Origin of the sequence: Acaryochloris sp. CCMEE 5410, assembly GCF_000238775.2 — a bacterium.
Lineage (GTDB): Bacteria > Cyanobacteriota > Cyanobacteriia > Thermosynechococcales > Thermosynechococcaceae > Acaryochloris.
Genome location: NZ_AFEJ02000001.1, coordinates 4,236,393 through 4,261,542 on the forward strand (window position 1 = coordinate 4,236,393; position 25,150 = coordinate 4,261,542).

The following is a 25,150-nucleotide window of genomic DNA, read 5'->3' on the forward strand; positions in this document are numbered from 1 at the left end:
ACTAACGTAGCGCTAAGGTCTCATCTAAGGTTAAATCGAGATCCTGTTTGGCATCGATAACGACCACTTCTACTTTTTCGCGCCGACCTAACAACCAGCCCCCTAATGCACCTGCGCCTGCACCGCCTAAAACTTCTAGGACGCCGGCATCGCCAAAGATTTCAGCTAAAACCCCGGCGGCAGCCCCCCCCACCAGCGCTCCCTGCCAAATGCGGTCGTTATTGCCTTTACGAATTTCTTCTTTGCGAGTGATCACATCAGACGTAGCGTCGATGTCCTGCCGTTCGCGGTTGGTCAAGATGAGAGTATTGGCAACAAACTGAGATCCGTCGCCACTGGGTTCGAGTTGCCCTGCAATGCGACTGCCTCGGGGAATCAAGATCGTGCCTCGGGAATTACGGACATTCTCAACCACTGTCAAGGTCACGGGTAAGGTTTCATCGGGCTTGAGAATGATTCGTTCAGCCCCTTGGTAAGCTGCTGGAATCACAGTACCGGATCTGAGGGCCACTCGGCTAGAACGAGGAAAACTCTGAGCTTGAACAGGCAGAGCTTGAATCAGAGGTGCAACACCAGCACTACAAATCCCCAACGCCAATAGCGCTGCTAACCCGGCTTGAGAAGTTGGTCGATGAATAGTCATGGGATTGTCCTCGCATGAAATATGTTGCACTTTGTCCTTGCATATTCTGAAAGACAACGGGGTAGCGAGGAATGTTCCTGACGGTTAAGGGAAATTACGGTGACTCAGACTGGGCATAATATTGCTCTGCGACTTGTTTAAGGCGCTGTAGCTGACTCTGCATATCTCGACGAGTCAGTTTCGCTGCAAAGGTCTGAAAACCAAAGGCAACAACCGGATTCTCCATCCGGAACTCAAACCGATTAATCAAGCGAGTGCCGCCAATCTCGGGTTGGCATTGCCAGCGATCTCGCCCTTGGAAAAAACCATCAAATGCCCAAACCACAAGTCCTTCTTGCCGTTCAATTACGCGACTCTGTAAGGTAGGGTTAAGCAGCGGGATCCGAATCATAAAACGAGTTTGGCTACCGATCTGTGAACTCCATTCTCCTACGGGTTCACATTTTAAGAGAGGATTGAGCCAACGGTGCATCAGCTCTTGGTCGGTAATGGTTTGATCGACGATAGCAATCGGGGCATCGATGTAGACAGATTGTTCAAAGGTGGTTGTGTCTGCCATATTCAGTAGAAAAACGGTTGGCAATTGCTGAATCAAACACGATGTTAAAACAAGCAAACGATTGGTGGTGCTGCATTGTGCAACAGCCTTGGCAATCTCACTTTAAGATATGAAGCGCCGATTGGGTACTGAATTCTCTTGAGTTTCATCAATCTGAGAGGCATGAATGCCACCTGATGGGTTTTAGATTGGCCATTATCCTCCAAACTATTGTTCTAGCCGTGACATCGCTATTCATCATAGGAGACAGTTTTGAACTTCTCACGACGCCATTTCCTCTCCATTGCCGGGGCCAGCTTAACGGGGACCCTCATCAGTGCTCCGCTATCGCGCCTGTTTACAAGAGCGGCCAATGGACTATCGATTCAAGCTGAAGGCTATGGTCCGCTGGTTCCCGATCCCTATGGACTCTTAGATTTGCCCCGTGGCTTTCAATATCGGGCGTTTTCCCATACGGGAGAGCGGATGAGCGATGGTTTTCCGGTGCCTGGAAAACATGATGGCATGGCAGCCTTTTCGGGGCCTAATCAGACGACCATTCTGATTCGTAATCATGAATTAAGTCCGAACCAGTCGCCCTCTGTTCAGGGGGACAATGCCTATGATCCGCGATGTACGGGGGGGACAACGACGCTGGTGCTGAATGCTCAGCGTCAGTTAATCCGGCATTATGCTTCTTTGACAGGGACCTATCGTAATTGTGCGGGGGGACCTACTCCTTGGGGATCGTGGATTAGTTGTGAAGAGAATACGTCCACGCCCGAGAGTGATCCGGAGGTGAGTAAACGGCATGGGTATAACTTCGAAGTGCCGATGCAGGCAACCGGACCCGTGGAACCCAAGCCTCTTGTCGCAATGGGGCGTTTTAACCATGAAGCGGTTGCGGTCGACCCCGATAGCAATATTGTCTACCAAACGGAAGATCGTGGGGATGGGCTGTTCTATCGTTTTCGTCCTCAGCAGCCGCAAAATTTACAGGCTGGAGGAGTGCTTGAAGCCTTAAAAATTAAAGGGCAACCTCAACTTAATACCAAACAGGATATACCCATCGGTCAACCCCTGCCTGTGGAATGGGTGCGTATCGACAATCCTGATCCGGTCACAGATACCGTTCGAGCGGAGGGATATGCCAAAGGGGCTGCGCTATTTAGTCGTGGGGAAGGTATTTGCTTGGGTAAAGGCGAGGTTCTGTTCTGTTGTACAAGCGGTGGCGTTGCTAGCCTTGGCCAAGTCTGGCGGTATACCCCCAACGATAAGGATGGTGGTACTTTGACTTTATTTGTTGAACCCAATAATCCAGGAGTATTGGACTATCCTGACAATTTAACCATGGCTCCCTTTGGCGATCTCTTTCTGTGTGAGGATGGGCGAGGTGAACAATTTATTCGGGGTATTAATCAGCAGGGACAACTCTATGCGTTTGCCCGTAATGCTTTAAATGACAAAGAGTTAGCGGGTGCCTGTTTTTCGACTAATCCTTTAACGTTATTTGTGAATATCCAAACGCCTGGCATTACCTTTGCCATTTGGGGACCTTTTGTCTAGTTTTATCCAAACATAGAACTCAAACTTTGGGTGTGATGAAAACAATTTGGCTGAATAAATATAAACTGGTGGAGAAATAAAGATCACATCGAAGGTTAAAAGTTAGCAATATTGGGTCAAGATGGTGCGCAACATGTGCCTTTCTGGGCTGAGTAAAACAGCTTCATATTGCTCGTATAGCGTTCTGGATATTGATCACTAGGGTTGTCAGAGCCTGATATCTTCAATAGTGACTATCCGCCTATGTTATCTCCACGATATGGATATGAATCAATCTGTACCATCCCTCACTTTATGTGCCTAAGTTTGAGAACACGAGATGCATTAACGATGCTCTTTTTGCCCTAGTCCCACTGACTGCATGGATTCAGAAACCAATTTTTCTTCGCTACAACTGACCTGTCCCATTTGCGATCAAAGCAGTGTGCGTTTATTTCGCAAGAATAGTTATTGGATACGAGAATGCGATCGCTGCCATCACCAATTTTCAGAACAACAACCGACTGCCAAAAGTGTTAGCCAGATCTATGATGGCCAATATTTTCAGGGAGATGGTCCAGGCTATATCGATTACTTAGCAGAAGCCGAATTATTGCAACAACTCGGCCAATATTATGCTGAGCGATTGGCTTATTATGTGTTGCCGGGTACCGTTTTAGATGTCGGTGCAGCGGCGGGTTTTGTCCTTCAAGGACTGATGACTGCTGGATGGCGGGGAGAAGGGGTAGAGCCCAATCCGCGCATTGCTGAATTTGGTGAGGAGCAGTTGGGATTGAAAATGACTGTTGGCACCCTTGAGAATTATCCTACCCAAAATCGGTTTGATCTGGTGATGATGGTTCAAGTCATCCAACACTTCTACAATTTGAAACTAGCGCTCCATACGGCCAGTATGGTGACTAAACCTGGCGGGTTTTGGTTGATTGAAACCTGGGATCGATCGAGTCTACTGGCTCGGATGCGGGGCCAGAATTGGCATGCCTATACCCCTCCGAGCCGTTCCCATTGGTTCTCGCCACCGGGGTTAGAACGTCTGGTTGCCCAATATGGGTTTCAGGAAGTGGCGCGGGGCAGTCCGAGTAAGTGGATGAATGGTCAGTATCGGAAATCGGTATTGCGATACCAACTGATGGATAAGGCTTGGGGCAAGACCTTAGCCCAAGGTTTGAATTTGATGCCTGACCAGATAAAAACCCCTTATATCGGCGGGGATATCTTTTGGGGCCTTTATCAAAAGGCGGTTTAGGGTGGGCTGTGGGGTTGGTTCTTTGCAGAATTGCCCAGGGCAGCGCTGGCAAAATAGCACTTTGGTATGGTGCACAATAAAGTGATGCTTGCCCAATTTAATTTGATTTGAGGTGTTCATGGCCGCTGATAATTCCACTAACTCTGAGAAAGACAAAGCCCTAGGCGTCGTCCTGAATCAAATCGAACGTACCTTTGGGAAAGGATCGATTATGCGTTTGGGTGATGCCACCCAGATGAAAGTGGAGACGATTTCGAGTGGTGCTTTAACCCTGGATTTGGCTTTAGGGGGCGGCTTGCCCAAAGGCCGGGTAATTGAGATTTATGGTCCTGAAAGTTCCGGTAAAACAACCTTGGCGTTGCATGCGATCGCAGAAGTGCAGCGATCCGGCGGCATTGCCGCTTTTGTGGATGCTGAACATGCTCTCGACCCCACCTATGCTTCAGCCGTAGGCGTCGATACGGAAAATCTGCTGGTGGCTCAACCTGATACCGGGGAATCGGCCTTAGAAATTGTCGACCAGCTGGTCCGCTCTACCGCCGTTGATATTGTAGTGATTGACTCCGTAGCGGCCCTCGTTCCTCGCGCTGAAATTGAAGGTGATATGGGAGATTCCCATATGGGACTGCAGGCCCGCCTGATGAGTCAGGCCCTACGGAAAATTACTGGCAATATTGGTCGCACTGGCTGCACGGTGGTGTTCCTCAACCAGCTACGCCAAAAAATTGGCGTGACCTACGGTAATCCGGAAGTGACTACAGGCGGAAACGCTCTCAAGTTCTATGCTTCAGTACGTTTAGATATTCGCCGGATCCAGACTTTGAAAAAAGGTACTGAAGAGTTTGGGATTCGAGCCAAGGTCAAAGTGGTCAAAAATAAAGTGGCTCCTCCGTTTCGGATTGGAGAATTTGACATTATCTTTGGTCAAGGCATCTCTACCCTGGGTTGCCTGTTAGATATGGCGGAAGAAACTGACATTCTGATTCGCAAAGGGGCTTGGTATAGCTACAACGGCGAAAATATTGGTCAAGGCCGTGACAATACGGTTCGCTATATGAAGGATAATCCTGAGTTTACGGAGTCCCTGACCCAGCAAGTGCGAGCCAAGCTAGATACAGGGGCGGAAGTGTCGGCCAATACTGTTGCGTCTACTAAAAAAGGGGAAAAATCAAAAGAGAAATCAGAGTAGGTCCGTTGATCGGGATGAGAAGGTGATTGCAGAGGTAGTGGGTTGAATATTATCCATTCTCTGGGCACCCGGCTGACCGTTTTTAATCTGATAGGACGCCAATGTGCGTATGGTTGCGCCTGGCTTCTCGACTTGTTCCACTACCCGCAACTGTGCGGTCCATTGCTGGGGCGTGACTTCACAAACCACATATCCTCGATACCGACTCTCAAAGAACTGAATGTGGGGGTTCACTTTTAAAGCTAAGGTAAATAGGTCAGGATTGGGGCCACGGGAGCTGATCGACGTGCCGACAATCTCCGTTGCCACCACGGGGGATTGTGGATCTTGAAAATCTGATTTTAAGTCGGTGACCCAAAACGAGTGGATATCGCCACCAATGACGACGGGGTTTTTAGGTTGATATTGGCTGATGGATTCGAGGATGCGATCGCGGGTGGCAGCATAGCCATCCCAACCATCGGTCCAATATCCAGCCAGTGGTCCGATGCCTTGTTTTAGCTCGGCCATCAACATTGGCTGAGCAATGACCGTCCAACCCGTAGATGCATTTTTTAAGCCATCTAAAAGCCATCGTTCTTGCTCGAAACCCAGCAGCGATCGCTTTGGATCCAGGCGCTCGTCACAATTGAAGGCAACTTGCCCACCCCCTTTGCCGTTTTGATCGCAGGCTTGATCATCTCGGTATTGGCGAGTGTCTAAGCAATGGAATTCAGCTAAATTCCCAAAGCAAAACCGTCGATAGAGCTGTAAGTGATCCCCTTGGGGTTGGGAGGTAGGGCGTAGGGGGAGATGCTCATAATAGGCTTGATAAGCAGCTTGCCGACGCCGTCGGAACATAGCTGGATCCTCAAAGCCTTGGGACTCATCATTGGCATAATCATTCTCGACTTCATGGTCATCCCAAATACAGATAAAAGGAAATGCTGCATGGGCTGCTTGCAAGTGCGGATCGCTCTTGTACAGGGCATAGCGCCAACGATACCCCTTGAGGTCGATGGGATTGGGGCCGACATGTTGGCGAGGTCGTCCAGATTTCGGTTTCCCTTCGTAGATGTAGTCTCCCAAATGAAACACTAAATCCAACTCTTCTTGAGCTAAGTGCTTATAGGCCGTGTAATGGCCATATTCATAGTGCTGACAAGACACATAGGCAAATTTGAGGTGCTCAGCCTCAGATGCGGAAGCAGGTATAGTGCGGGTCCGACCGATGGGACTGATTTCATCTCCGGCTTGAAATCGATACCAATACCATTGTCCTGGCGATAAGTTGTCCACCACGACATGTACTGAATGGCCCCATTGGGGAACGGCTTGGACCGTTCCTTCTTGAACTACCTTGGTCATCTGGGCATCCGTTGCAATTTGCCACTGAATAGGAATAGCAACAGCAGGCATGGGTTGCCCTGATAAGGGCTCAGGAGCCAGCCGGGTCCACAACACGACGCTATTAGACTCTGGGTCCCCCGAAGCGACCCCTAAGCTAAATGGGTAGGCCGAAAATTTGGGCTGTGCGAGTAGGGGTAGCTGGTGGTTAGACCAAAGAACCCACCCCATAGCGCTACCAGCGGTCAATAAGAATTGCCTGCGGTTCAACATATTTATATCTGGTAAAGATGAGAAGTTTGACTATCTATACCTTGATGCAATTCAGAGGCCTAGGTTTCTAGAATTTAACCTCAATCCAGTCAGGAATGGGTTGGGTCATCATCTTGAAGATCGGTAGTGGATGTTCTGTCAGACAACCTGCCCCAAGGCTGTCCACGCCAGTTCCAGAGACGATTAACGGCGACTTGCTCAGGGAGGCCAAACAGTGTTAGAGGAACCAGGTGTCGTGACATATATAGGACATTGACGGTTCGTATCCTTGCAGTAATAAAACTCGAATCAATGTCAGCATCGGCAAGAATCATGACATCTCGACGAATATTCCTGGCAACAAAACGCGACAAGGTTTGTCCTTGACGAAAGATTTGACGACGTCTGTGTTTCTGAACTTGATGGAAGAGCGCTTTAATCGCCTGCAGCATGATTGCTGAGATTCATAACTAAACGTTATGGCGTCCTAAACACGAATTAATATTCTGAATCGAACGTTCTCAATTATGATCAAAGAAGTGATTGTTCTTATCAAATCTTTAAATCACCCCTTTAAGAAACATCCTTATACCGTTGTCTAGGGAGTCAACTCATGGCTACATCCGAGAAAAAACCCGAAGAAGGGGCAATTGAGCTCTACCAAACTCCTCCCCTACCTCAAAATCGACCCATCGCAGCAAGAACCTTAGAAGTTGTAGATACTTCAAGCTTGCCTGGTAATCGTCCGATCACTGCGGTCCACTTAGAAGTGGTCGATACTGATACCCTACCGAACCACCGCCCCATCATCCGGTCTGGGTTGGATATCGTTGACGAAGAAAGCTTAGTTGGTAATCGTCCCATTGTGAATATGGGTTTGCCCTTGGTTCCTTCTCCGAACCTGCCCAACAATCGCCCCGTTGCCACGGAACCCATTTACGATCCAGCCGACTTGATGGGCTATATCGACTAACGGTTCATTAAGCTTAATAATGAACGCAATCAGGTGAGACAGCGGTTTATCCCCTGTCTCCTCCTGCCCTATACCCTTTTCAAAAAAGACCAGGCAAAATAAAGTAAGGTGACTTCCGCTTAAACTTTGTCTAGAGCAAAGTATTGCCTAAGCCCATCCTTCTGTAATTGAGTATGCCAAACCTCAATGAATGCTATCGCACCTTAGAGTTGAGGGTTGGCGCGTCTTTAGAAGAGGTCAATGAAGCCTACAAAGACTTAGTCTTTATTTGGCACCCCGATCGTATTCCCCAAAGCCGCGAGCGTTTGCAGCAAAAAGCCATCGTCAAGCTACAAGATCTCAACAAAGCTCGTGACTATCTGCAATCCTACCTGCAACGACGTCAAAACTTGCGGTCAGCCCGTCGTCCGGCTCAGAAAGCAGCGGCAGCAGGCCAGGCCCGATCAGCCAGTTCACCTGCTCCTGCAAAAACGACAAGACGCACAGCTCCACCCCGCACCACTCAAAAGCCTAAAGAGCGACAATCCCAAGCTGCTCAAAAGTTTCGGCAGCGCACCAAGGCAACTCAACCCCCACCCAGATCTGTTCCCAATCCTAAGACGCAAAAGGCTGCTCCGCCCCAAAGTAAGCCTCCTCAGCCACCTGTTGCGACCGATTCTGCTGCTAAGCGAGCTGCTAAACGATGGCGCACAGGTCGAGCGGCAGAGCCTGCTAAAACAGCTCCTGCAGCAACCAAGTCTACCTCGCGTCCTCTGACGCCAGACCACAGTGGTGTCGATTGGCACGGTGCTGATCTACAAGAGCGGGATTTCTCAGGGCGCAATCTGAGTCAAGCTAATTTAGCGAATGTCAATCTCAAAGATGCATTTATGCATAAGGTGAATCTGGCGGGTGCTAATTTGACAAATGCCAATTTGACTCGTGCCAATCTACTCCAAGCCAACCTCACCCAGGCCAACTTGCAAGGCGCTAATCTGACCGCTGCAGATTTAAGTGGCGCTGATTTGCGAGGGGCAGATTTTACCGGGGCCAATATGGGTATCGGCAAAAAAGTAATGGTCAAACTAACGGGTGCTAATCTCTCTGGGGCGATTATGCCTAACGGCACAATCCATACCTAAAATGGCTTGGTAGTCGGTATTGAGAAGACGCCATAGTAAAGAGCAAAGCTGCTATCTTCAATGGAATGGTCTAGTGTCGTGATGACACCACGCTCCAGGGTAAATTCGTCACAATAAATAAGGTGCTCTTAAAAGACATGCTGAATGAGGCTGTGCTTGGATGGTTCCTGGAAATGGTCATTCGACGTGTGGCATAGCGCATAGAGTCAAACCTATCTTCGACATTCTCAGCGTCCGTAGTGTGAAAAGACTCAGTACGCTTGGGCGTGGCAGAACGATGGAGCTTTATCTACGCACTCTGCATATTTGGCTCAGTATCGAGTGCAAACTATAATCCACAAACTTTAGGTGTCAACACAATGGCGTTTGATTTAGAAAATATCCCTTCTCAGCAAGGCAAGGTTGCCATTGTGACTGGGGCGAATACAGGCCTGGGCTATGAAACGGTGAGTTATCTAGCGCAAAAGCACTTCAAGGTGATCATGGCTTGCCGTGATTTGGAGAAAGCGGCACAAGCCAAAGCCAAAATCAAGATGACAGTGCCGGTCGCGGATTTAGAGATTCTCCAGATTGATTTGTCTGATTTGTCATCTGTAAGAGGGTTTGCCCAAATCTTTCGACAGAACTACAACAGCCTCGACCTTCTGATCAATAATGCTGGAATTATGTGGCCTCCCTATGCCCTGACTGTAGATGGGTTTGAGAGCCAAATGGGAGCCAATTACTTTGGTCATTTTCTCCTGACGGCATTGCTGTTGGATCTGATGCCGAATACCTCTGAATCTCGGGTGGTGTCTCTGAGTAGCAATGCTCATCGGTTGGGGGCTGGGAAAATTAATTTTGACGATTTGCAATCGAAACAGAACTACTCCAAAACGGGAGCCTATGCCCAGAGTAAGCTGGCCTGTTTGATGTTTGGGAATGAATTGCAGCGACGGTTAGCTCAAGCCGGTAAAAAAATTCTTTCCGTCACGGCTCACCCTGGCGTTTCCAACACAGAACTCGCCAGACATATGCCTCAATACCAGGTTCAACTTATTCAATATACGATTGGTCCGTGGCTCTGCCATGCCCCGGATCAGGCCGCCCTGCCCATTGTGATGGCGGCGCTTGACCCTGAGGCCCAAGGGGGAGAATATTTTGGCCCTCAAGGGTTTATGGAAATGAAAGGTCAGCCTGGACGGGCCACACAGTCAAACTATGCCCAAAATCTAGCTGCTGCTGCCCAGCTCTGGGATGTCTCAGAAGAATTAACAGGGTGCACCTTTGCTATACCTCAAGTTCAAGCCGTCACAACGTCATAGTCAATCAACTGCTGAAACATATCGACAAGGGATGTGGCTAGGGGGCGATAAGTTAGCCCTAGCTCGCGGATGCTTTTGCTGTTATCGACGCCAAAGGGAACACCCACGTTTCTATCAATGATTTTGCGCGTCATACTGCTATCCAATAATGGTCCCACTAGCCAAATCAATGCTTTGGGTAGAACACTTTTGGGGAAGGGATAAGCCTCGCCAAAATGAGCCCGCAAAATCTCAGCCATTTGAGGGAAATTTGTGTTGTATCCAGAGGTGATATGGCGGCCTTGGGCATTGGGAGTAAATCCCGCAGCCAGATGCGCTTCTGCGACATCCCGAACGTCCACGACCCCCATCTGATAGTCTGGTACGCCCATTTTCATCGTGCCATCTCCCAGCTGTTTGATCAGTGAGAAGGACTCTGAAGTAGCAAAAGGGTTAATCCCAGGCCCTAAAACGAGGGAGGGATTGATGGTGACTAAGTTCCAGCGGTTCTGGCTCTTGGCAATTTTCCAAGCTTCTTGCTCAGCTAAGGTTTTGGAATAGGAATAGGGCTGATGGGTGAGGGAGGAGGTGGTATTCCAGTCTGCTTCAGTAAATAAATCGCCTGGAACCATTTCTAAGTCTGCACTATCGCCATAAATGGCGGCACAACTGCTGGTGACCACCACCCGCTTCACAGACTCAGTTTGATTGGCTTGTTCTAAAACATTGCGGGTGCCGAGCTGGGCTGGTTCAATCAGATCTTTTTGTGGATTATCAACGGCAATAGTGAAAGGGGAAGCCGTGTGAAACACTACGGTACAGCCCTGCATGGCCTCGGCGTAGGATCCTAGCGTCAGTAAATCTGACTGGAAATATTGGATCTGCCCTGGAGACTGATCTGCCAAAGCATTAAGGTATTTAAGCTTCTCAGTATTGCTGGGATTGCGAACAGCTGCGTGAACGGTAAAGCCTTCTTCCAGTAAACGCTTGACGAGCCATCCGGCGACATAACCAGTCGCTCCAGTGACGAGAACGGGGGCTGACGTATCGTAGGTGGGGTTGGTCATACTGCTTCCCTATTGCTGCAGGATTGGTCAAAATACCGTTATCCCGTAGAGTAGCGTATTCACTGGGTGGATGCTGGAGCAAGAGGTTCTGGGTCGCTTGATAGTGCGCAAGGGGGTTGCGATCGCAACCCCCTTACTCAATACCTATAGGTATTTGTGGTGTCCTTCAAGCTCTTTGACTAGTAGTGGGCTAAGCTCGATCATCTGAGTTGCACCTGTCCGAGATTGCTTCTTTCATATGAAACGCTAGACCACTGCACTGCAACAGTTACTTGGATCATGGCTGAACATTATCTCTTGATATCTGATGACGTGCCTTTGGCACAATTCGAAAGTGAAGAATCAGACATGTGGTATCTCTTCGGAAAAATTGCACCTATTCCATCGGGTAAAGTTGCTATTCATAAGATTTTCTCAGTTACAAAGCATCTAGAATTCAAAGCTGTGTTGTGTGATTGGTCCCAAGGTTATCGGTGCGATCTACAAGCTGGAACAAGCATCATTCCATGTGTATTGATGGAATGTAATCCACAACAAGTCATCCTCAGAATGCTCACTGCCTCTGAAACAATCGCTTGGTCAAAACAACACCTTCGGCCATTGTCCATCAGTGAATTTTGAATCGGTCTTAACTGTCCCTTGCTGGGAGTATCTGGTGTTGGCAGCCCTTACCGTTACTCTGGAGTAGTTTGCTGAGCGGTTACCAAATATAGGAGAGGACCAAAAGAGCCCATCAATATCGTTGCCAGAACCCAAGGCCATGGATTGCGATTATTTTTCTTTGCCTCTGGAATCAACCAGCTCAACACTAGTCCTAACGCAATCACCAAGTCTGTAAGCACTTGCCAACCAGCTGGGCTATAGCGGTTGTAATCTAAAATGCCCAGATAGCCGACCTGGGCCATGGCATACCCCGACAAAAGGGTAAAGGGAACCAGAATGATGAGCGCTATTTGTTTGTTGATCATAACTAACTCCTTGCAAAGTGATCTGCATCTAGCCTGACCGCTCTGTTGGATAGCCGCAATAACCTCATAGGTCATTGAATTCATGATCGGTCTCGGTTGAGAATAGAGAGCAGAGTGGAGATATGCATGACCTCTGCCGACCCACAAAACTTTCAACATATTTGTCGCCATTGGCGTAAATTTAGGAAGCTATCGCAACTGGATTTAGCCCTGGCAGCTAATGTGTCACAACGCCATGTCAGTTGGCTGGAAACCGGGCGTAGTCATCCTAGCCGTGCCATGATAGAGCGACTTTCAGAGGCCATGAATATCCCCTTACGGGAACGGAATGTGCTGTTACAAGCCGCTGGGTATGCAACAACCTATCGCGAAACGGCCTTGGATCAGCCTGTGATGAGGCCAGTGCTAGACGCACTGAATCATGTCTTGCAATACCATGCCCCCTTGCCAGCTATCGTGGTTGATCGCGGCTGGAACGTTAAAAAAGCCAATCAGGCTGCAGAACTACTGCTCAGCCTTGGGGGAGACCTGCCAGCATTTCAGAAAAATGTAGGGGCAGATGAGCCTCTCAATTTAGCCTTGCTAACGCTTCATCCCGAGGGGCTCAGGCAATATATAACCAATTGGGATCAGGTTTGGCCTTCGATCATCCGCCGACTGAGGCGTGAATCTCTGGCCTCGGGGGATCGAGCTCTGCAAGAGCAATTTGCCCAATATATCGAATTAGCTGGTCCAGAAGGTTATAGCGAGCCAGATAGTGCTAGTTTATTGCCCGTTTTACCCTTGGAACTGGATATTAAGGGGTTGGAACTGAGTCTATTCTCGATTATTGCGACCTTTGGTACACCCCAGGACATTACGACTGATGAACTTCGGATTGAAACCTTTTATCCTACCGATGCTAAAACCGAACAGTTTTTTCGGAACCATCATTTTGAGAAGTCCGTTGTAGGTGAAATGTAGTGGGGAATGACCCACGGATCACCTAGAGCCATCTTGCACAAAGCTCGGCCAAGGTTTGTCTACAACTATCGGATGTACTCCATCAAAAGCGCTATGATTGCCCTCCTGCGATGTGATTGCCTGCTGGATGACCTCAAGATGGCAGTGGTTTTATTCCCCCACAATTGTGAGCTTTGCCCATTGTTGAGGGTCGTTGCTGGTAAATAGCTGTAGAGCATCACCTGCAAAATCTGGATGGGGTGTCCCCAGTTCATAGATGGAATTTTTGGTGGTTACATACACCCGTCCTGCTTTGGTTAGGCATCCTTTGATGGGAGAAGATTTCAGCTTTTTCCCAGCCGGATACTTGGAGTGGTTAAAGATTTGCCCCTGAATAACGACTTGATTGCCGATATCAACGCAAAGCCACGATTCGATAATCGGTAGGCTGAGAGATGCAGTATTGGATGCAGTTAAAGTGGGTTGAGAATGTTCTAAATAATAGTCCGTGATGTCATCAGCAATCATGATCAAGCTTGGTAGGGTTGATGCTCAGTTAGGGGAGGAGTTCTGTGGGCAAAGAACAACACAGCAGTGATGGGTTCAGATGTCTCTAGTCTAAGCAGAATCTCCCGCAGAAAGTACAGTGAGAATGCGGAAATCTATGCTATCTGATAGGCGGAATTGGAGTAGACTGCCTAGTTAAATATTCGGAGTGATTGCGATAGCATTGACAAAATTGTTGCTGTTATTCGGCGTAGCTGTACTGAAGCTAGTAACGTTGGCTTTGATGAGTCTTTTAAATTAATTTTTGGTGTCGTAGAGAGTCTTCCAGTCTGGAAAAGTCATGCCTAATAGATTGCTGAGATCTGCAGTTTGTTTGAGTTGAATGGGCCGGAGAAATTGAATTGCTTCCTGTAGGTCTTCAGCATCCTTGTCTCGGTCCACTTCCCGAACTGCTAATTTGAGGCCAGAAGAGCGAATCTTTTTGGGGAGTAATGAGGCCAGTTGGTTGAAAGGCCATGTGTATCGTAGACGAAATAAAGCACTCTTTTGGTAGAACTGCTTTGGCGTTGCATGAAATTTTTCCGAGAGATTCTCAGGCGCAAAGGAGGCATCGACCCCCAGCCACTCAAACGTCTTGGTCATGCAGGCTTCCGCATTATTACAAAGTTCTTCAAAGGTGAGAAACAAAAATTGATCGGGCGAAAAATATTGAAAGTAATGGTTGAGCTGCTTGGGATAATTACTAACATCTTGATAAAGCGGATTATTCTGTACGGCTGTTAGTAGGCTTTGATTTTCGTTCCCTTGACGAGTTTCATGCCAGTAGTGACTCACCGTGCGCTCAATGGGGTCCCTCATGATGTAAATAAAGCGAGCTTCAGGGTTAAACTGGGCGATGCGTTCAGCCACATCCGTAATATGAGGCTCTTTGGCATACAGCGTACTCGATTCACCCAGAATTGTTGCCTCACCAGCACCCTCAAAGAGGCGGAGATATTTCTCTTCATTTCCCCACAGGCCGAGCTTTTTCATATTGGGCCAGTTCAACTGTTGGGGATGCACAAAATAGCAGGGCTCTTTGGGCTCGCACATGAAAATAGACGGGTGATTATTGAGATATTGGTGCAAGGATGAGGTGCCCGATTTCATCGCACCAATAATAAACAGATTCGGTTTTCTTAAATCGCTCATGGTATTAATGTGGAGGCCGCCTTAGCTTCACTTCTTTCTACAGTAGCAGTTGGTTCTAGTCAATCTGCACGGTGAAAAATGGAAGGTTTATGACCGCAAGATAAATCGAGCTTTTAGCTGTCTAGGCACAGAGACGCCAAAATAAAATTCTTGGTCATGGGGCTGATCGCCAAATTCGATCTCTACTTTTGCTAACAAGGTGGCTAAGGTTAAGCGCATAAAGAATTTGGCAAAATCTTGACCAATGCAAGCTCGATCACCTCGACCAAACGGGAAAAAGTAATCGCTACCATAGTCATTTTCGGCCAACGTTTTGGCATCCCAGCGTTCTGGCTGAAAAGAGTCTGAATCGTGCCAGTGGGGTGAGAGGCGATGGAGAAACCAGTTATTGATAAAAATTTGGGTATTCGCGGGAATCTCGTGACCCGCTAGATGGGTAGCGCCAACCGTATTGCGCGTAAAAAAGGGCACGGGCGGCCAGAGTCGCAGGGACTCTCGCAATACTTGCTCCACTGGGAGACAATTTTCCAGTCGTTCCAAGGTGAGGGGTTCCTTGAATAACCCGTCCAAATCGTGCTGAAGCGCCGATAGGGCTTGAGGATGCTGAAACAGCAAATGAAGTGTAGAGGTAATACCGCTGGGTGCAGAAACCGCTCCGCCTGGGTAGACCCCAGCGCAGAAGTTTCGCATTTGTTCAGGGGTAAAGGCAGAGCCTCCTCGTTTCAGAACCCAATCCAGGAGCGAACCACCAGCAGGATCGGCTTGAGTGGTTTCTAGCACTTCGCTAAAGCGCTGAAACCATTGGCGACTTGCTTCTTTATAGTGCTTACCTTTTGGTTCTTCCGGAATCATCCAGCTGGCAATGGAGGATCGGTTCATGCGATCAGTGCCTGTTGCACAGAGGGTATTGAACTGTTCAAAGACCTGATCGGGAAAGACTTGGCCTACGGTTGCCAGGGAAAAACTGTCGAAGACTAGTTTCTGAATGACCTCATAAGCTGGGAGCATTTCGGTCTCAGACTGTTTGACCAATGCCTCCGCCCGACTTTCGATAAAAACCTGCAAGGGCTGAATTTGAGTCTCCATCCACTCGCGGAAGTAGGTCATATTAAATGGATTATTTTTAACCAGATGCTGCCATTTCGATCCAGCAGTTTTGGCCACAAAAGGATGACTATCCGTGAGGATGGGGCGAAGGGCTTTGCGGGGGATATCTTTATAAAAATCAGCTTGGTTGGCCCGATGTTCATGGGAATGTGGGTTAGTCTGCTGCTGGGCCGTAAGCAGGACTTGTTGGATTAAATCGGGGTCGTTGAGAACTAAGGATGGCCGGGCCAAAATCCAGAATAAGGACAAGCCACCATATTGCTGCCCCTGTTCTCCTAGCACCTGCCAAATCGGTTTCCCTTGCTGCAGAACCCAGACATTACCAATGGGGAAGAGAGGCTGAGGGCCTGGAATCTGGCTGAATGCTTGGGTCTGTTTGCTAAAGATCCGCTGAAATAAGGCCTGGGAATAGGACTGTAACTTTGACTCTACCCACTGTCGGGGTTTGGCCTCTATCTGTTTGAGGGTATTGTGCAGTCCTGTAGTGAGGGATCCGGCTGATAGACCTGTCATGGGTGTATATCCTCTTATGCTGAATAGTTGCGGTTGCCACGAGGTAATCTGCCAAGGCCCATCGCGTTGGCAAGTGCATTTTTGATGGCGAGTAGACTTTAGATATTGATGCTCTAGATATTGATGCTCTGGGGAATGTTGGACGGCTGTAGGTAGCGGTAAGGGTAGGGGCGATGGCGGTTTCGTTCTGCGATCGCAGTTTCGATATCCAGTAAATTGGCCTGAAAACGATGCAGAGGCGCGAGTACACGCTGATCAGAGAACCAGGACTTTTCGTATTGACCGAGTTGCGTATGGTAAATCTGCCCGAGCAAATACGTTAACTCCAGCTGATTTAAGGCCTGGTGTAGGGGGGGCAGTTGGTTGAGCCGATCCTGGGAAGACATCGCTGTCGTGTTGGGAGCGGGCTGGTAGCCTGCTAATGGCATCCCTGGGGTATAGACCATGATGTCGCCCTGGGGAAAATTCACAGCGGCATGTTGGGCACTCGCGGTAAAAATGATCAGCGTGAGGGCTTGAATTAAGTAGGCCTGGGTTCGCAATTGTCCATCCTCACCAAAATCTGGGACTCGGCCACCCTCTTCAGCCTGTAGCTCCTGCGCCCAAGCCTGAAGGGCCGCATCTTTTTGCACGGAGTCATCTGTTGGGTAGTACAAGCTCACATAATCAGTGACCCAAGTTTCGATGGCCTGCCAAATCAGCAAGGCATCGTCTCGATAGGGATGGATGGGCAGTGCCGCTGCATTATCCAAACCCAGTTGCTGCAATTGTTGGGGCAGCATGGCCTGATTAAAGGAATAGCTTTGTAATCCCTTTACGGCTAAGACCCTGGCACAGTCGATGGTGGCAGCCAAGACCGTATCCACTCCACCTTCTGGCGCCATTAACATGCTTTGAGCGCCGTTGTTGATACTTAAGGTGCCTTCAAAGTGAGGCCGAAGCAGGACACTCACAGGATGAGACGGCAGTAATTGGCGATGGGTGGCAATTACAAACGGGCTAATAAACAGATGGGTTCGACCCAAATGGGTGACGGCCTCGTGGTAATTGCTATCGGCAACTTGCACGCAGGTCTTCGCCATGTCCCAGGCCTGTTTTTGGTCTGGATTCTGATCCGTAGGCGGCGTCAGAATCGGTGTTTCAGGCCCTGGAGATTGGCGGCATTGAATAGCGATGGGCTGGAGATTTCGGCAGGGGGCATCAGCTGAGGGAACAGCAAAAAGGGCGATGGGAGCCGAAATATATTTTTGCTGATCGGGGTAGTTACCATTGATCGCACCGGCCAAAATAGCATAATCGGCGATGTATAGTCGGCCCTCGGTGACCGCTGTTTGCAGAGAATCGTCTGCTCCCATCACGGCCTGATAATGCTGATTCGTAACCGGGAAATGAGAGCAGAGGGTGTCTCCCGATAAATGACGGACTTGTTGCAGCAAAACAGGATTAGGACCGGCTACTCGCAAGTAAGCAAAAAACTCATCTTCCTGAAAGTATTCGGCACACTCCGGTAACGGAATTGTCGCGAATTGCTGATTAAAGTCTGCTATTGAAGTAGGACGATCTTGTCTACATTCATGGGCTAGATGTTCTTTTAAGTTCAAGTGCAGAATCCGTAATAGATCATGCTCTAAATGGGCGGCTAAACTGTGCAGCAAGCTTTCTGAATCAGCGAACGACAACCGTAAACCGTTAATCAACGTCGTTGGTGCTGTTTTCAGCAGATGCCAGATGAGACGCCACCGCACCTCGGGGCGTTGAGTCAAGATATTCACCAAGGTTTTGCGAATGAGACGGGAAATATGTTGCTCTGCTTCATGCTCATGGTGGTGATTGTGGGCGCCAACAATGGCATTCGAGAGAATCTTGAACATGGTACGGAACAACTTTGACCACCAAGTCCGAGAGGGGAGTTCCTCTTGGGGTAAGCGATCCACCATGGCTACAGGGGCAATGTGACTGTAGTTGTATTGATATTTGCGTCGAGCTGCTTTTAGCGCTGCGGGAATCGGCTCCGGCTGGGTCGGATTAGGACGAGTGGAGGTCAGAGTGGGTTGATGTTTGTCCTGTTGAATTTCAACAGGCGTGATTTGGGTCGGCAGGCCAGTGAGGGAGTACTGATGCGTCATTGTTGATCCGGTCTATGTGTGTTCTGACGTAAATGGCAACTGCCTGTGATCAGGGGTGTAGGGATAGTCCGTAGCAGCTACCGATTCAGCTCTAGTGTTCCCAAGTCTGGCCTAGATTTTACTGTCGAAATAGCTTGAAGTCTGGGCAAGCTTGTACTATCAAGATTGATAACTATTTAGTCCCTAAATGAGAAATGTTTGTATTAAAACCGATGTCAATTGAATTGTGATAAATCGAGTTATAGACTTATTCTTAATGGTTAGCTAAAAGTGAGGCTACTGAGTGCTGCTGATGCTTTATCAAACTTAATATTGCTAGGTATTTATTGATTTAGGCTGATATCGCTGTTTAAATTGAGAGAGATGCAAATAATAGACTATTCAAAATTAAAATATCTAATTTCCCGTCTTTATCAATATTTTTTCGGGTTTATGATAGCTCGATTAAAACGCAGTCTTAGATGGCTGATCTAAATATTACAATTACAACTATGCCTCATTAATTTGGTGTCTATCCATCGTGATCCTTGTTTGCTGAATAGTCTTGAAACCATAACAAAGAAATTTCTGAGAACTTGCAAGTTTTAGGTGAGTTTGGGGAACATCTAGATTGAAGCAATTGCTTGTATTTTTCTTTTAAGAAAAGTTAGTTATTCTATTTCCTGGCTTGGAGCAATAATTGATGTTGGGGACAATCGCGGACTGTCGTCTGGTTGAGCATCTCTATGAGAGTGAGAATTCTATTGTGTATCGGGGCCAACGACAGGCTGAGCCGCATCAGGTCATTCTGAAAGTCTTGAAAGAAGATTACCCAACTGCTTCAGAACTGACTCGGTATCGTCAAGAATATGAGATTACCCGCAGCCTCGAACTCGAAGGGGTGATCAAAGTGTTGGGGTTAGAGCCCTATCAACGGACCCTAGCTATTATTTTGGAAGATGTTGAAGGGGTGTCCCTGAAGTCCTATTACCAGGGAAAGGTGGTGCCATTGGTGGAGTTTCTACCCTTAGCCATCAGTATTACCGAAGTTTTAGGTCGGATTCATAGTCATAATGTCATCCATAAAGATTTGAATCCTAGCAACATCATTTTGAATCCAGACACGCATCAGTTACGGATCATTGATTTTGGCATTTCTACCCAACTCAGCCGAGAAACAACCATCCTTAAAAACCCTCAAGTTCTCGAAGGAACGCTGCCCTATATTGCGCCTGAACAGACGGGGCGCATGAATCGCTCTTTGGATTATCGGACGGACTTTTATGCATTGGGGGTGATGTTTTATGAGCTACTGACGGGACAGTTACCTTTTACGGCTGAGGATCCGCTGAAGTTAGTCCATTGTCACTTAGCGCAACAGCCCACCCCTCCCCATCAAGTCAATCTCGACATTCCTAGGGTGTTATCTGACTTGGTGATGATCTTAACGTCGAAAACCGCCGAAGAACGGTATCAGAGTGCATTCGGAATCCAAGCTGATTTGGCGACCTGTTGGCAACAACTGAAGCAAACAGGGGAAATTCGAGCCTTTCCGCTTCGGACCCAGGACCATTCGGATAAGTTTCATATTCCGCAAAAGCTCTATGGGCGGTCCCAAGAAATTGCGACCTTATTAACGGCCTTTGAGCGGGTCAATCACCCCCAAAATCCAACCAAAGGGAGTGAAATGATGCTGGTGGCGGGGTATTCCGGGATTGGCAAATCGGCTCTAGTCGCAGAAGTCCATAAACCGATTACCGAAAAACGAGGATATTTTATCTCGGGGAAATACGATCAATTTCAGCGAGATGTGCCTTACTCGGCAGTCATCAGTGCGTTTCAAGATTTAGTCAAGCAACTCCTGACTGAAAGTGAAACCCAATTACTCCAATGGCGACGACAATTGCTGGCTGCTTTGGGACCGAATGGTCAAGTCATCATTGATGTCATCCCTGAAATTGAGTTGATTACAGGGTCTCAGCCTCCAGTGCCTGAATTGGGACCTGCAGAAGCTTTGAACCGATTTAACCTGGTATTTCAAAATTTTATTCGGGTGTTTTGTACCCCAGCCCATCCCTTAGTGTTGTTCTTAGATGATTTGCAATGGGCTGATTCCGCCAGCTTAAAGTTGATCAAGTTGATGATGACGGATCGGCAAATGCGATCGCTGTTGCTCATCGGTGCTTACCGTGATAACGAAGTCGATGCGACCCATCCCTTGATGACCTTGGTGAAGCAGCTCTGGCAAGAAAAAGTCAACATCAATACGATTACGCTACAGCCTCTCTCTCAGCTGCATTTGTGCCAGCTGATTGCGGATACTGTTCACCATAATTTAGAGACCACCCTCTCCTTAGCGGAGTTAGTCCTCAATAAAACGGAAGGAAATCCCTTTTTCGTCAATGAGTTTCTGAAGAATCTCTATGGGGAAGAGCTGTTGCAGTTTAATCCCCGCGCTCAACAGTGGGAATGGGATATGGCCCAAATTCAGTCTCAGGATCTCACGGATAACGTGATTGAACTGTTGATTAGCAAACTGAAAAAATTACCCCCTGCTACCCAAGATGTTTTGCGGTTGGCTGCTTGTGTGGGGGCTGAATTTGATCTGCAGACCCTGAGCCTGATTCGTCAGCAATCCCATGCCGAGGTATTTTCGGATTTGAAAGTCGCGATTCAGCTTGGGTTGATCTTTGCCCAGTCTGAGCTCAATGATGCGTTAGTGATTACGGATTTCCGCTTTGGTCACGATCGGATTCAACAAGCCGCTTATGCGTTAATTGATACCGATAGCCGTTCTGCAGTGCACTTAAGAATTGGCCGTTTGTTATGGCATAACGTGGAAACGGAACAACTGGCAGAGCGTATTTTTGAGGTGGTGGACCATCTCAATCAGGCCCTCCTCCTGATTACGGATCTAGACGAACAAGGTCAGGTCGCTCAACTTAACCTCAAAGCGGGCCAGAAAGCAAAATCAGCGACGGCTTACGGTGCTGCCGTCCGGTATCTGCAAACGGGATTGAGTTTAGTGGGAGAGACGGGATGGCAAAATGCCTATCCCTTAACCCTCCAGCTCCATCAAGAAGCAGTTGAAGCGGCGTATCTACACCAAGATTATCCCCAGCAAGAACAGTTAACGACTGTGGTGCTGCAGCAGGCCAGAACCGTGTTGGATATGGTGAAAGTCTACCGGGTCAAGATTTTGGCCCGTTCTGCTCAGAATCGCCATCTAGAGGCAACGGATATTGGCTTTGAGATTTTGGAGCGGCTAGGGGTCACCTTTGTAGACCCCACCCCTGAGAACTTGCAGCAAGAGTTGGAGCAAACCAAGCAGCTCTGTGGGGACCGCTCGATCCAAGATTTGATCCGTTTGTCTCCTATGACTGCAGAGGACAAACTAGCAGCCATGCAGATTCTCTCGGATATCTTGTCCTCTGGCTATCAAGCCTCTTTTGAACGCTTTATTCTCAGTAATCTGAAGCAAATTCACTTATCTCTCACCTATGGCAATACGGCACCTTCCGCGTTTGCCTACGACTGCTATGGCATTACCCTCTGTGGGGTCGTCGGAGATATTGAAGCAGGCTATCAGTTTGGCCGGTTGGCCTTACAGGTGGTTGATAAGTTTCAGGCGAAAAAGACCAAGAGTCGGGTGGTCTTTGTGTTCAATGCGTTTGTGCGCCACTGGACAGATCCCCTGAATTTGACGATTCCCGATTTGCATGAAGGGTATCAAATTGGTTTAGAAACCGGGGATTTAGAATATGCCAGCTATTCCCTCTGTTGGGAGGCGATGCATTCTTTATTAACGGGGGAGCAACTGTCAGATTTGGCGCTGCGAATGCTGGAGTTTCAGCAAGCCATTGCCGGTTTTCAACAGGCCGCTTGCCTCCTGTATCTCCAAATTTTTCAACAGGTCACTGCTCATTTAACTGAGCCTAACTTGGATCCGACCCGCTTGTCTGGGACGTACCTACAAGAACGACAGGTCCTTGTGGACAGTGCGGATAATAAGCTAGCCTTAGCATTCTTTTATACCTTGAAAGCTCAGGTGGCTTACCTGTTGGGACAGCCTAAGATGGCTTTAGAGAGTACCCAACAAGCGGCGGCCTATGTGGACGGGATGACGGCTGCAGCGACGGTTGCCAGCCTCAATTTTTACGATTCTCTGGCCCGGTTAGCTCTCTATGATGGGCTACCCCCTGTAGAGCAAGAGCAGATGTTGGCAGTCGTTGCTACGAATCAAGACCAACTCCAGAAATGGGCTAACCATGCACCTGCCAACCATCAGCATAAATATTGCTTAGTAGAAGCAGAGCGGTATCGCGTCTTGCGGCAGCTACCGCAGGCGGGGGAGGCTTATGATCGAGCGATTGCCCTGGCACAATCCCACCATTACCCTAATGAAGCCGCCTTAGCGAATGAGCTGGCAGCGAAGTGTTTTCTGCAGCAAGAGCGAGATAACTTTGCTCGGGTGTATCTGAATGAAGCTTATTACGGGTACTACTGCTGGGGGGCCACGGCTAAATTACGTCAATTAGAAGCGTCCTACCCCTACCTCCTGGCCCAGCAGGTAATCCATTCCCAACAGGGCACTATTCCCACTACACCTCTAGCCGCGGCAGCATCAACGAGTACCATTCGCACGGGGCAAGCTCTGGATCTGAATACGGTCTTGCAGGCTTCACAGGCGATTGCAGGGGAAATTGTCCTCGATAAGCTATTGATGACCCTGATCAAAATCCTTGTGCGCAATGCAGGGGCCCAAGTAGGGCATTTAATTCTGAATGTGGAAGGCAGCCTTGTTATTGAAGCCTCGTTTAATTCTCAATCTGACCAGGGTCAAGTGCTGCAGTCTCAGCCCATTGCGGATCAGCTCCCCGATAGTATCATCAACTATGTGCTCCGAACCCAGGAGAGCGTTGTCCTTCGACAGGCTACCCAAGACAGTAACTTTGGCTTGGATACTTATATCACGACCCATCAGCCCAAATCGATTCTTTGTGCGCCGCTCCTGAATCAAGGACAGTTGAGCGGGATTCTTTATTTAGAAAATAATCTGACGACGGGAGCCTTTACGGCGGATCGCCTAGAAATTTTGCAGCTGCTGTCAGGACAGGCTGCGATCGCAATCGACAATGCCCTGCCTGTATACCAACCTGGAAGAGAAAGTCGATGAACGGACTCAGGAACTCTCCCAAGCCCTAGAAGATTTACAACTCGCTCAAGAAGGACTGATTCAGTCAGAAAAAATGGCGGCATTGGGACAATTGATCGCGGGCGTGGCTCATGAAATTAATACTCCCTTGGGGGCGATTCGGTCTTCGATTGAATATATTGCTAATTTTCTCGATCAACATCTGACCACCCTGCCGCAATTTTTTCGGGAGTTACCCATCGAGCAAGCCGAGCAATTTCAGTCCCTGTTGTTACGCGCCTTAACCCCTTCACCGACCCTGTCTGGTCGTGAACGACGCCATACCCGTAAGGCAATCGCCAAGCAACTCACCGAGCAGGGGATTTTATCGGCGGAGTCCTTAGCCAGTTTATTGCTGGATTTAGGGATTTGTGATGATCTCCATGATCTCCTTCCTCTCCTGTCTGAACCCAGGAGTGAACCCTTATTAAAGATGGTGCGCCAGTTTACGCGGGTGCGTGAAAGTACACGGGATATTGCGACCGCTAGCGATCGTTCTGCCAAAATTGTGTTTGCTCTGAAAACTTATGCCCGCTATGACCATAGCGGAGACAAGATTGAAGCCAATATCACGGACGGCATTGATGCAGTCTTAACCCTCTATCACAACCAAATCAAACATGGAGTGACGGTCCATCGCTCTTTTGCCGAGATTCCCCCCATTGCTTGCTATTTTGATGAACTGAATCAGGTGTGGACCAACCTCCTGCATAATGCCCTCCAGGCCATGGACCATCAAGGCACCCTTGATATTGATGTCAGTCAACAGGCAGATCAAGTCTGCGTCAAGATTACCGATAGCGGTCCTGGCGTTCCCCTGGAGTTAAAAGAGAAAATTTTTGAGCCCTTTTTCACCACCAAACCTCCTGGTGAAGGCAGTGGTTTAGGGCTTGACATTGTTCGCAAAATAATTGACAAGCATCAGGGTACCCTAAGCTTGGACTCCGTTCCAGGCCGCACGACGTTTAGTGTGACCTTGCCCATGTCTGTCATGCCGACCCCTCAACCGACTCCTGCCCTATGACCAAACTGGCCATTCTTTGTGTTGATGATGAAGTCATTATTCTCAATAGTCTTCTACGACAGTTGCAAACTGCGTTTGACGATCACTATATCTATGAAACGGCTGAAAATGCCAGCGAGGCATTGGAGCTGATTGAAGAACTGCAGGAAGAAAATACAGATCTGTTAGTGATTGTGTCGGATTGGCTTATGCCTGGGGCAAAAGGAGATGAATTTCTGATTCAAGTCCACCAGAAGTTCCCAGGAGTCGTCAAGATTTTGCTGACGGGCCAAGCTGATGAAGCAGCGGTAGAACGAGCGCAGTCCCAAGCCAATCTGTTTAATTGTTTACGCAAACCCTGGAATGAAAGTGATCTGATCCAATGTATTCAATCAGCCTTAGGAACAGTGTAAAGA

The 25,150-nt window shown here is 48.4% G+C and carries 21 protein-coding genes; 11 read left to right on the plus strand and 10 right to left on the minus strand.

The window, feature by feature from the left end:
* Nucleotide 1: 1 nt before the first annotated feature.
* Both ON05_RS19520 and ON05_RS19525 read right to left on the minus strand, forming a co-directional pair.
* A complete protein-coding gene (locus ON05_RS19520) occupies nt 2-643 on the minus strand; it encodes a hypothetical protein (protein WP_010473625.1) in 642 nt (213 codons plus the stop codon).
* A 94-nt stretch (nt 644-737) separates the two neighbouring features.
* Complete coding sequence (locus ON05_RS19525; protein WP_010473624.1) at nt 738-1,202, minus strand: SRPBCC family protein; 465 nt, start codon at nt 1,200-1,202, stop codon at nt 738-740.
* Nucleotides 1,203-1,454: 252 nt separating this feature from the next.
* Here ON05_RS19525 and ON05_RS19530 point away from each other — a divergent pair, with 252 nt between their 5' ends.
* The 3 genes from ON05_RS19530 (at nt 1,455) to recA (ending at nt 5,182) form a co-directional block, all read left to right on the plus strand.
* Nucleotides 1,455-2,747 (plus strand): alkaline phosphatase PhoX, encoded by a 1,293-nt coding sequence (locus ON05_RS19530; protein WP_010473623.1) that lies wholly within the window; start codon nt 1,455-1,457, stop codon nt 2,745-2,747.
* A gap of 361 nt (nt 2,748-3,108) precedes the next feature.
* The gene (locus ON05_RS19535) at nt 3,109-3,993 is read left to right on the plus strand and encodes a class I SAM-dependent methyltransferase (protein ID WP_010473622.1); all 885 of its coding nucleotides are present in this window, start codon (nt 3,109-3,111) and stop codon (nt 3,991-3,993) included.
* A gap of 118 nt (nt 3,994-4,111) precedes the next feature.
* On the plus strand, nt 4,112-5,182 hold the full coding sequence (gene recA / locus ON05_RS19540; RefSeq protein ID WP_262561998.1) for a recombinase RecA: 1,071 nt from the start codon (nt 4,112-4,114) through the stop codon (nt 5,180-5,182).
* On the opposite strand, the gene ON05_RS19545 is transcribed toward recA, so the two are convergent.
* Nucleotides 5,174-6,781, minus strand: a complete 1,608-nt coding sequence (locus tag ON05_RS19545) for an alkaline phosphatase (RefSeq protein WP_010473620.1) — start codon at nt 6,779-6,781, stop codon at nt 5,174-5,176. The genes recA and ON05_RS19545 overlap by 9 nt on opposite strands.
* An 89-nt stretch (nt 6,782-6,870) precedes the next feature.
* Nucleotides 6,871-7,212: a hypothetical protein gene (locus tag ON05_RS19550; RefSeq protein ID WP_010473618.1), complete on the minus strand. Its 342-nt coding sequence runs from the start codon at nt 7,210-7,212 to the stop codon at nt 6,871-6,873.
* Between the two features lie 161 nt (nt 7,213-7,373).
* Here ON05_RS19550 and ON05_RS19555 point away from each other — a divergent pair, with 161 nt between their 5' ends.
* From ON05_RS19555 to ON05_RS19565, 3 genes are all read left to right on the plus strand, one after another.
* Complete coding sequence (locus ON05_RS19555) at nt 7,374-7,733, plus strand: hypothetical protein (RefSeq protein WP_010473616.1); 360 nt, start codon at nt 7,374-7,376, stop codon at nt 7,731-7,733.
* A 173-nt stretch (nt 7,734-7,906) separates the two neighbouring features.
* Entirely contained in the window at nt 7,907-8,854 is a 948-nt protein-coding gene (locus ON05_RS19560; protein ID WP_010473614.1) for a pentapeptide repeat-containing protein, read from the plus strand.
* A gap of 359 nt (nt 8,855-9,213) precedes the next feature.
* A complete protein-coding gene (locus ON05_RS19565; RefSeq protein WP_010473612.1) occupies nt 9,214-10,158 on the plus strand; it encodes an oxidoreductase in 945 nt (314 codons plus the stop codon).
* Here the strand turns inward: ON05_RS19565 and ON05_RS19570 are convergent.
* Complete coding sequence (locus ON05_RS19570) at nt 10,137-11,204, minus strand: NAD-dependent epimerase/dehydratase family protein (protein WP_010473610.1); 1,068 nt, start codon at nt 11,202-11,204, stop codon at nt 10,137-10,139. The two genes, ON05_RS19565 and ON05_RS19570, sit on opposite strands and share 22 nt — an antisense overlap.
* A 279-nt stretch (nt 11,205-11,483) precedes the next feature.
* On the opposite strand from ON05_RS19570, the gene ON05_RS19575 reads away from it, so the two are divergent.
* The gene (locus ON05_RS19575) at nt 11,484-11,825 is read left to right on the plus strand and encodes a hypothetical protein (RefSeq protein WP_010473609.1); all 342 of its coding nucleotides are present in this window, start codon (nt 11,484-11,486) and stop codon (nt 11,823-11,825) included.
* A gap of 53 nt (nt 11,826-11,878) precedes the next feature.
* Here the strand turns inward: ON05_RS19575 and ON05_RS19580 are convergent, their stop codons facing one another.
* A complete protein-coding gene (locus tag ON05_RS19580; protein WP_010473607.1) occupies nt 11,879-12,172 on the minus strand; it encodes a hypothetical protein in 294 nt (97 codons plus the stop codon).
* A gap of 126 nt (nt 12,173-12,298) precedes the next feature.
* On the opposite strand from ON05_RS19580, the gene ON05_RS19585 reads away from it, so the two are divergent.
* Complete coding sequence (locus ON05_RS19585; protein ID WP_010473606.1) at nt 12,299-13,135, plus strand: helix-turn-helix domain-containing protein; 837 nt, start codon at nt 12,299-12,301, stop codon at nt 13,133-13,135.
* 150 nt (nt 13,136-13,285) lie between these two features.
* Here ON05_RS19585 and ON05_RS19590 read toward each other — a convergent pair whose 3' ends face one another.
* The 4 genes from ON05_RS19590 to ON05_RS19605 form a co-directional block, all read right to left on the minus strand.
* On the minus strand, nt 13,286-13,642 hold the full coding sequence (locus tag ON05_RS19590; RefSeq protein ID WP_010473602.1) for a hypothetical protein: 357 nt from the start codon (nt 13,640-13,642) through the stop codon (nt 13,286-13,288).
* 276 nt (nt 13,643-13,918) lie between these two features.
* Nucleotides 13,919-14,812, minus strand: a complete 894-nt coding sequence (locus ON05_RS19595; RefSeq protein WP_010473600.1) for a sulfotransferase — start codon at nt 14,810-14,812, stop codon at nt 13,919-13,921.
* An 87-nt stretch (nt 14,813-14,899) separates the two neighbouring features.
* The gene (locus ON05_RS19600) at nt 14,900-16,432 is read right to left on the minus strand and encodes a cytochrome P450 (protein WP_010473599.1); all 1,533 of its coding nucleotides are present in this window, start codon (nt 16,430-16,432) and stop codon (nt 14,900-14,902) included.
* Nucleotides 16,433-16,545: 113 nt separating this feature from the next.
* Nucleotides 16,546-18,558, minus strand: coding sequence for a lipoxygenase family protein (locus ON05_RS19605; RefSeq protein ID WP_010473598.1), 2,013 nt, complete (start codon nt 18,556-18,558; stop codon nt 16,546-16,548).
* A 682-nt stretch (nt 18,559-19,240) separates the two neighbouring features.
* Here ON05_RS19605 and ON05_RS19610 point away from each other — a divergent pair.
* The 3 genes from ON05_RS19610 to ON05_RS19620 are packed head-to-tail and all read left to right on the plus strand — an operon-like array spanning nt 19,241 to nt 25,147.
* On the plus strand, nt 19,241-23,713 hold the full coding sequence (locus ON05_RS19610) for an AAA family ATPase (RefSeq protein WP_010473597.1): 4,473 nt from the start codon (nt 19,241-19,243) through the stop codon (nt 23,711-23,713).
* Nucleotides 23,673-24,755 carry a sensor histidine kinase gene (locus ON05_RS19615; RefSeq protein WP_010473595.1) on the plus strand — a complete coding sequence of 361 codons (1,083 nt, stop codon included), beginning with the start codon at nt 23,673-23,675 and terminating at the stop codon, nt 24,753-24,755. The genes ON05_RS19610 and ON05_RS19615 overlap by 41 nt, the downstream gene beginning before the upstream one ends.
* The gene (locus ON05_RS19620) at nt 24,752-25,147 is read left to right on the plus strand and encodes a response regulator (protein ID WP_010473593.1); all 396 of its coding nucleotides are present in this window, start codon (nt 24,752-24,754) and stop codon (nt 25,145-25,147) included. The genes ON05_RS19615 and ON05_RS19620 overlap by 4 nt, the downstream gene beginning before the upstream one ends.
* Nucleotides 25,148-25,150 lie beyond the last annotated feature (3 nt).

Excerpts from the sequence above, each read along its gene's own strand:
- ON05_RS19550 (WP_010473618.1), bottom strand. The coding sequence starts at position 7,212 with ATGCTGCAGGCGATTAAAGCGCTCTTCCATCAAGTTCAGAAACACAGA.
- ON05_RS19525 (WP_010473624.1), bottom strand. The coding sequence starts at position 1,202 with ATGGCAGACACAACCACCTTTGAACAATCTGTCTACATCGATGCCCCG.
- ON05_RS19590 (WP_010473602.1), bottom strand. The coding sequence starts at position 13,642 with ATGATTGCTGATGACATCACGGACTATTATTTAGAACATTCTCAACCC.
- ON05_RS19610 (WP_010473597.1), top strand. The coding sequence starts at position 19,241 with ATGTTGGGGACAATCGCGGACTGTCGTCTGGTTGAGCATCTCTATGAG.
- ON05_RS19555 (WP_010473616.1), top strand. The coding sequence starts at position 7,374 with ATGGCTACATCCGAGAAAAAACCCGAAGAAGGGGCAATTGAGCTCTAC.
- ON05_RS19570 (WP_010473610.1), bottom strand. The coding sequence starts at position 11,204 with ATGACCAACCCCACCTACGATACGTCAGCCCCCGTTCTCGTCACTGGA.
- ON05_RS19620 (WP_010473593.1), top strand. The coding sequence starts at position 24,752 with ATGACCAAACTGGCCATTCTTTGTGTTGATGATGAAGTCATTATTCTC.
- ON05_RS19600 (WP_010473599.1), bottom strand. The coding sequence starts at position 16,432 with ATGACAGGTCTATCAGCCGGATCCCTCACTACAGGACTGCACAATACC.
- ON05_RS19520 (WP_010473625.1), bottom strand. The coding sequence starts at position 643 with ATGACTATTCATCGACCAACTTCTCAAGCCGGGTTAGCAGCGCTATTG.
- ON05_RS19595 (WP_010473600.1), bottom strand. The coding sequence starts at position 14,812 with ATGAGCGATTTAAGAAAACCGAATCTGTTTATTATTGGTGCGATGAAA.
- ON05_RS19605 (WP_010473598.1), bottom strand. The coding sequence starts at position 18,558 with ATGACGCATCAGTACTCCCTCACTGGCCTGCCGACCCAAATCACGCCT.
- ON05_RS19560 (WP_010473614.1), top strand. The coding sequence starts at position 7,907 with ATGCCAAACCTCAATGAATGCTATCGCACCTTAGAGTTGAGGGTTGGC.
- ON05_RS19545 (WP_010473620.1), bottom strand. The coding sequence starts at position 6,781 with ATGTTGAACCGCAGGCAATTCTTATTGACCGCTGGTAGCGCTATGGGG.
- ON05_RS19565 (WP_010473612.1), top strand. The coding sequence starts at position 9,214 with ATGGCGTTTGATTTAGAAAATATCCCTTCTCAGCAAGGCAAGGTTGCC.
- recA (WP_262561998.1), top strand. The coding sequence starts at position 4,112 with ATGGCCGCTGATAATTCCACTAACTCTGAGAAAGACAAAGCCCTAGGC.
- ON05_RS19615 (WP_010473595.1), top strand. The coding sequence starts at position 23,673 with ATGCCCTGCCTGTATACCAACCTGGAAGAGAAAGTCGATGAACGGACT.
- ON05_RS19535 (WP_010473622.1), top strand. The coding sequence starts at position 3,109 with ATGGATTCAGAAACCAATTTTTCTTCGCTACAACTGACCTGTCCCATT.
- ON05_RS19580 (WP_010473607.1), bottom strand. The coding sequence starts at position 12,172 with ATGATCAACAAACAAATAGCGCTCATCATTCTGGTTCCCTTTACCCTT.
- ON05_RS19585 (WP_010473606.1), top strand. The coding sequence starts at position 12,299 with ATGACCTCTGCCGACCCACAAAACTTTCAACATATTTGTCGCCATTGG.
- ON05_RS19575 (WP_010473609.1), top strand. The coding sequence starts at position 11,484 with ATGGCTGAACATTATCTCTTGATATCTGATGACGTGCCTTTGGCACAA.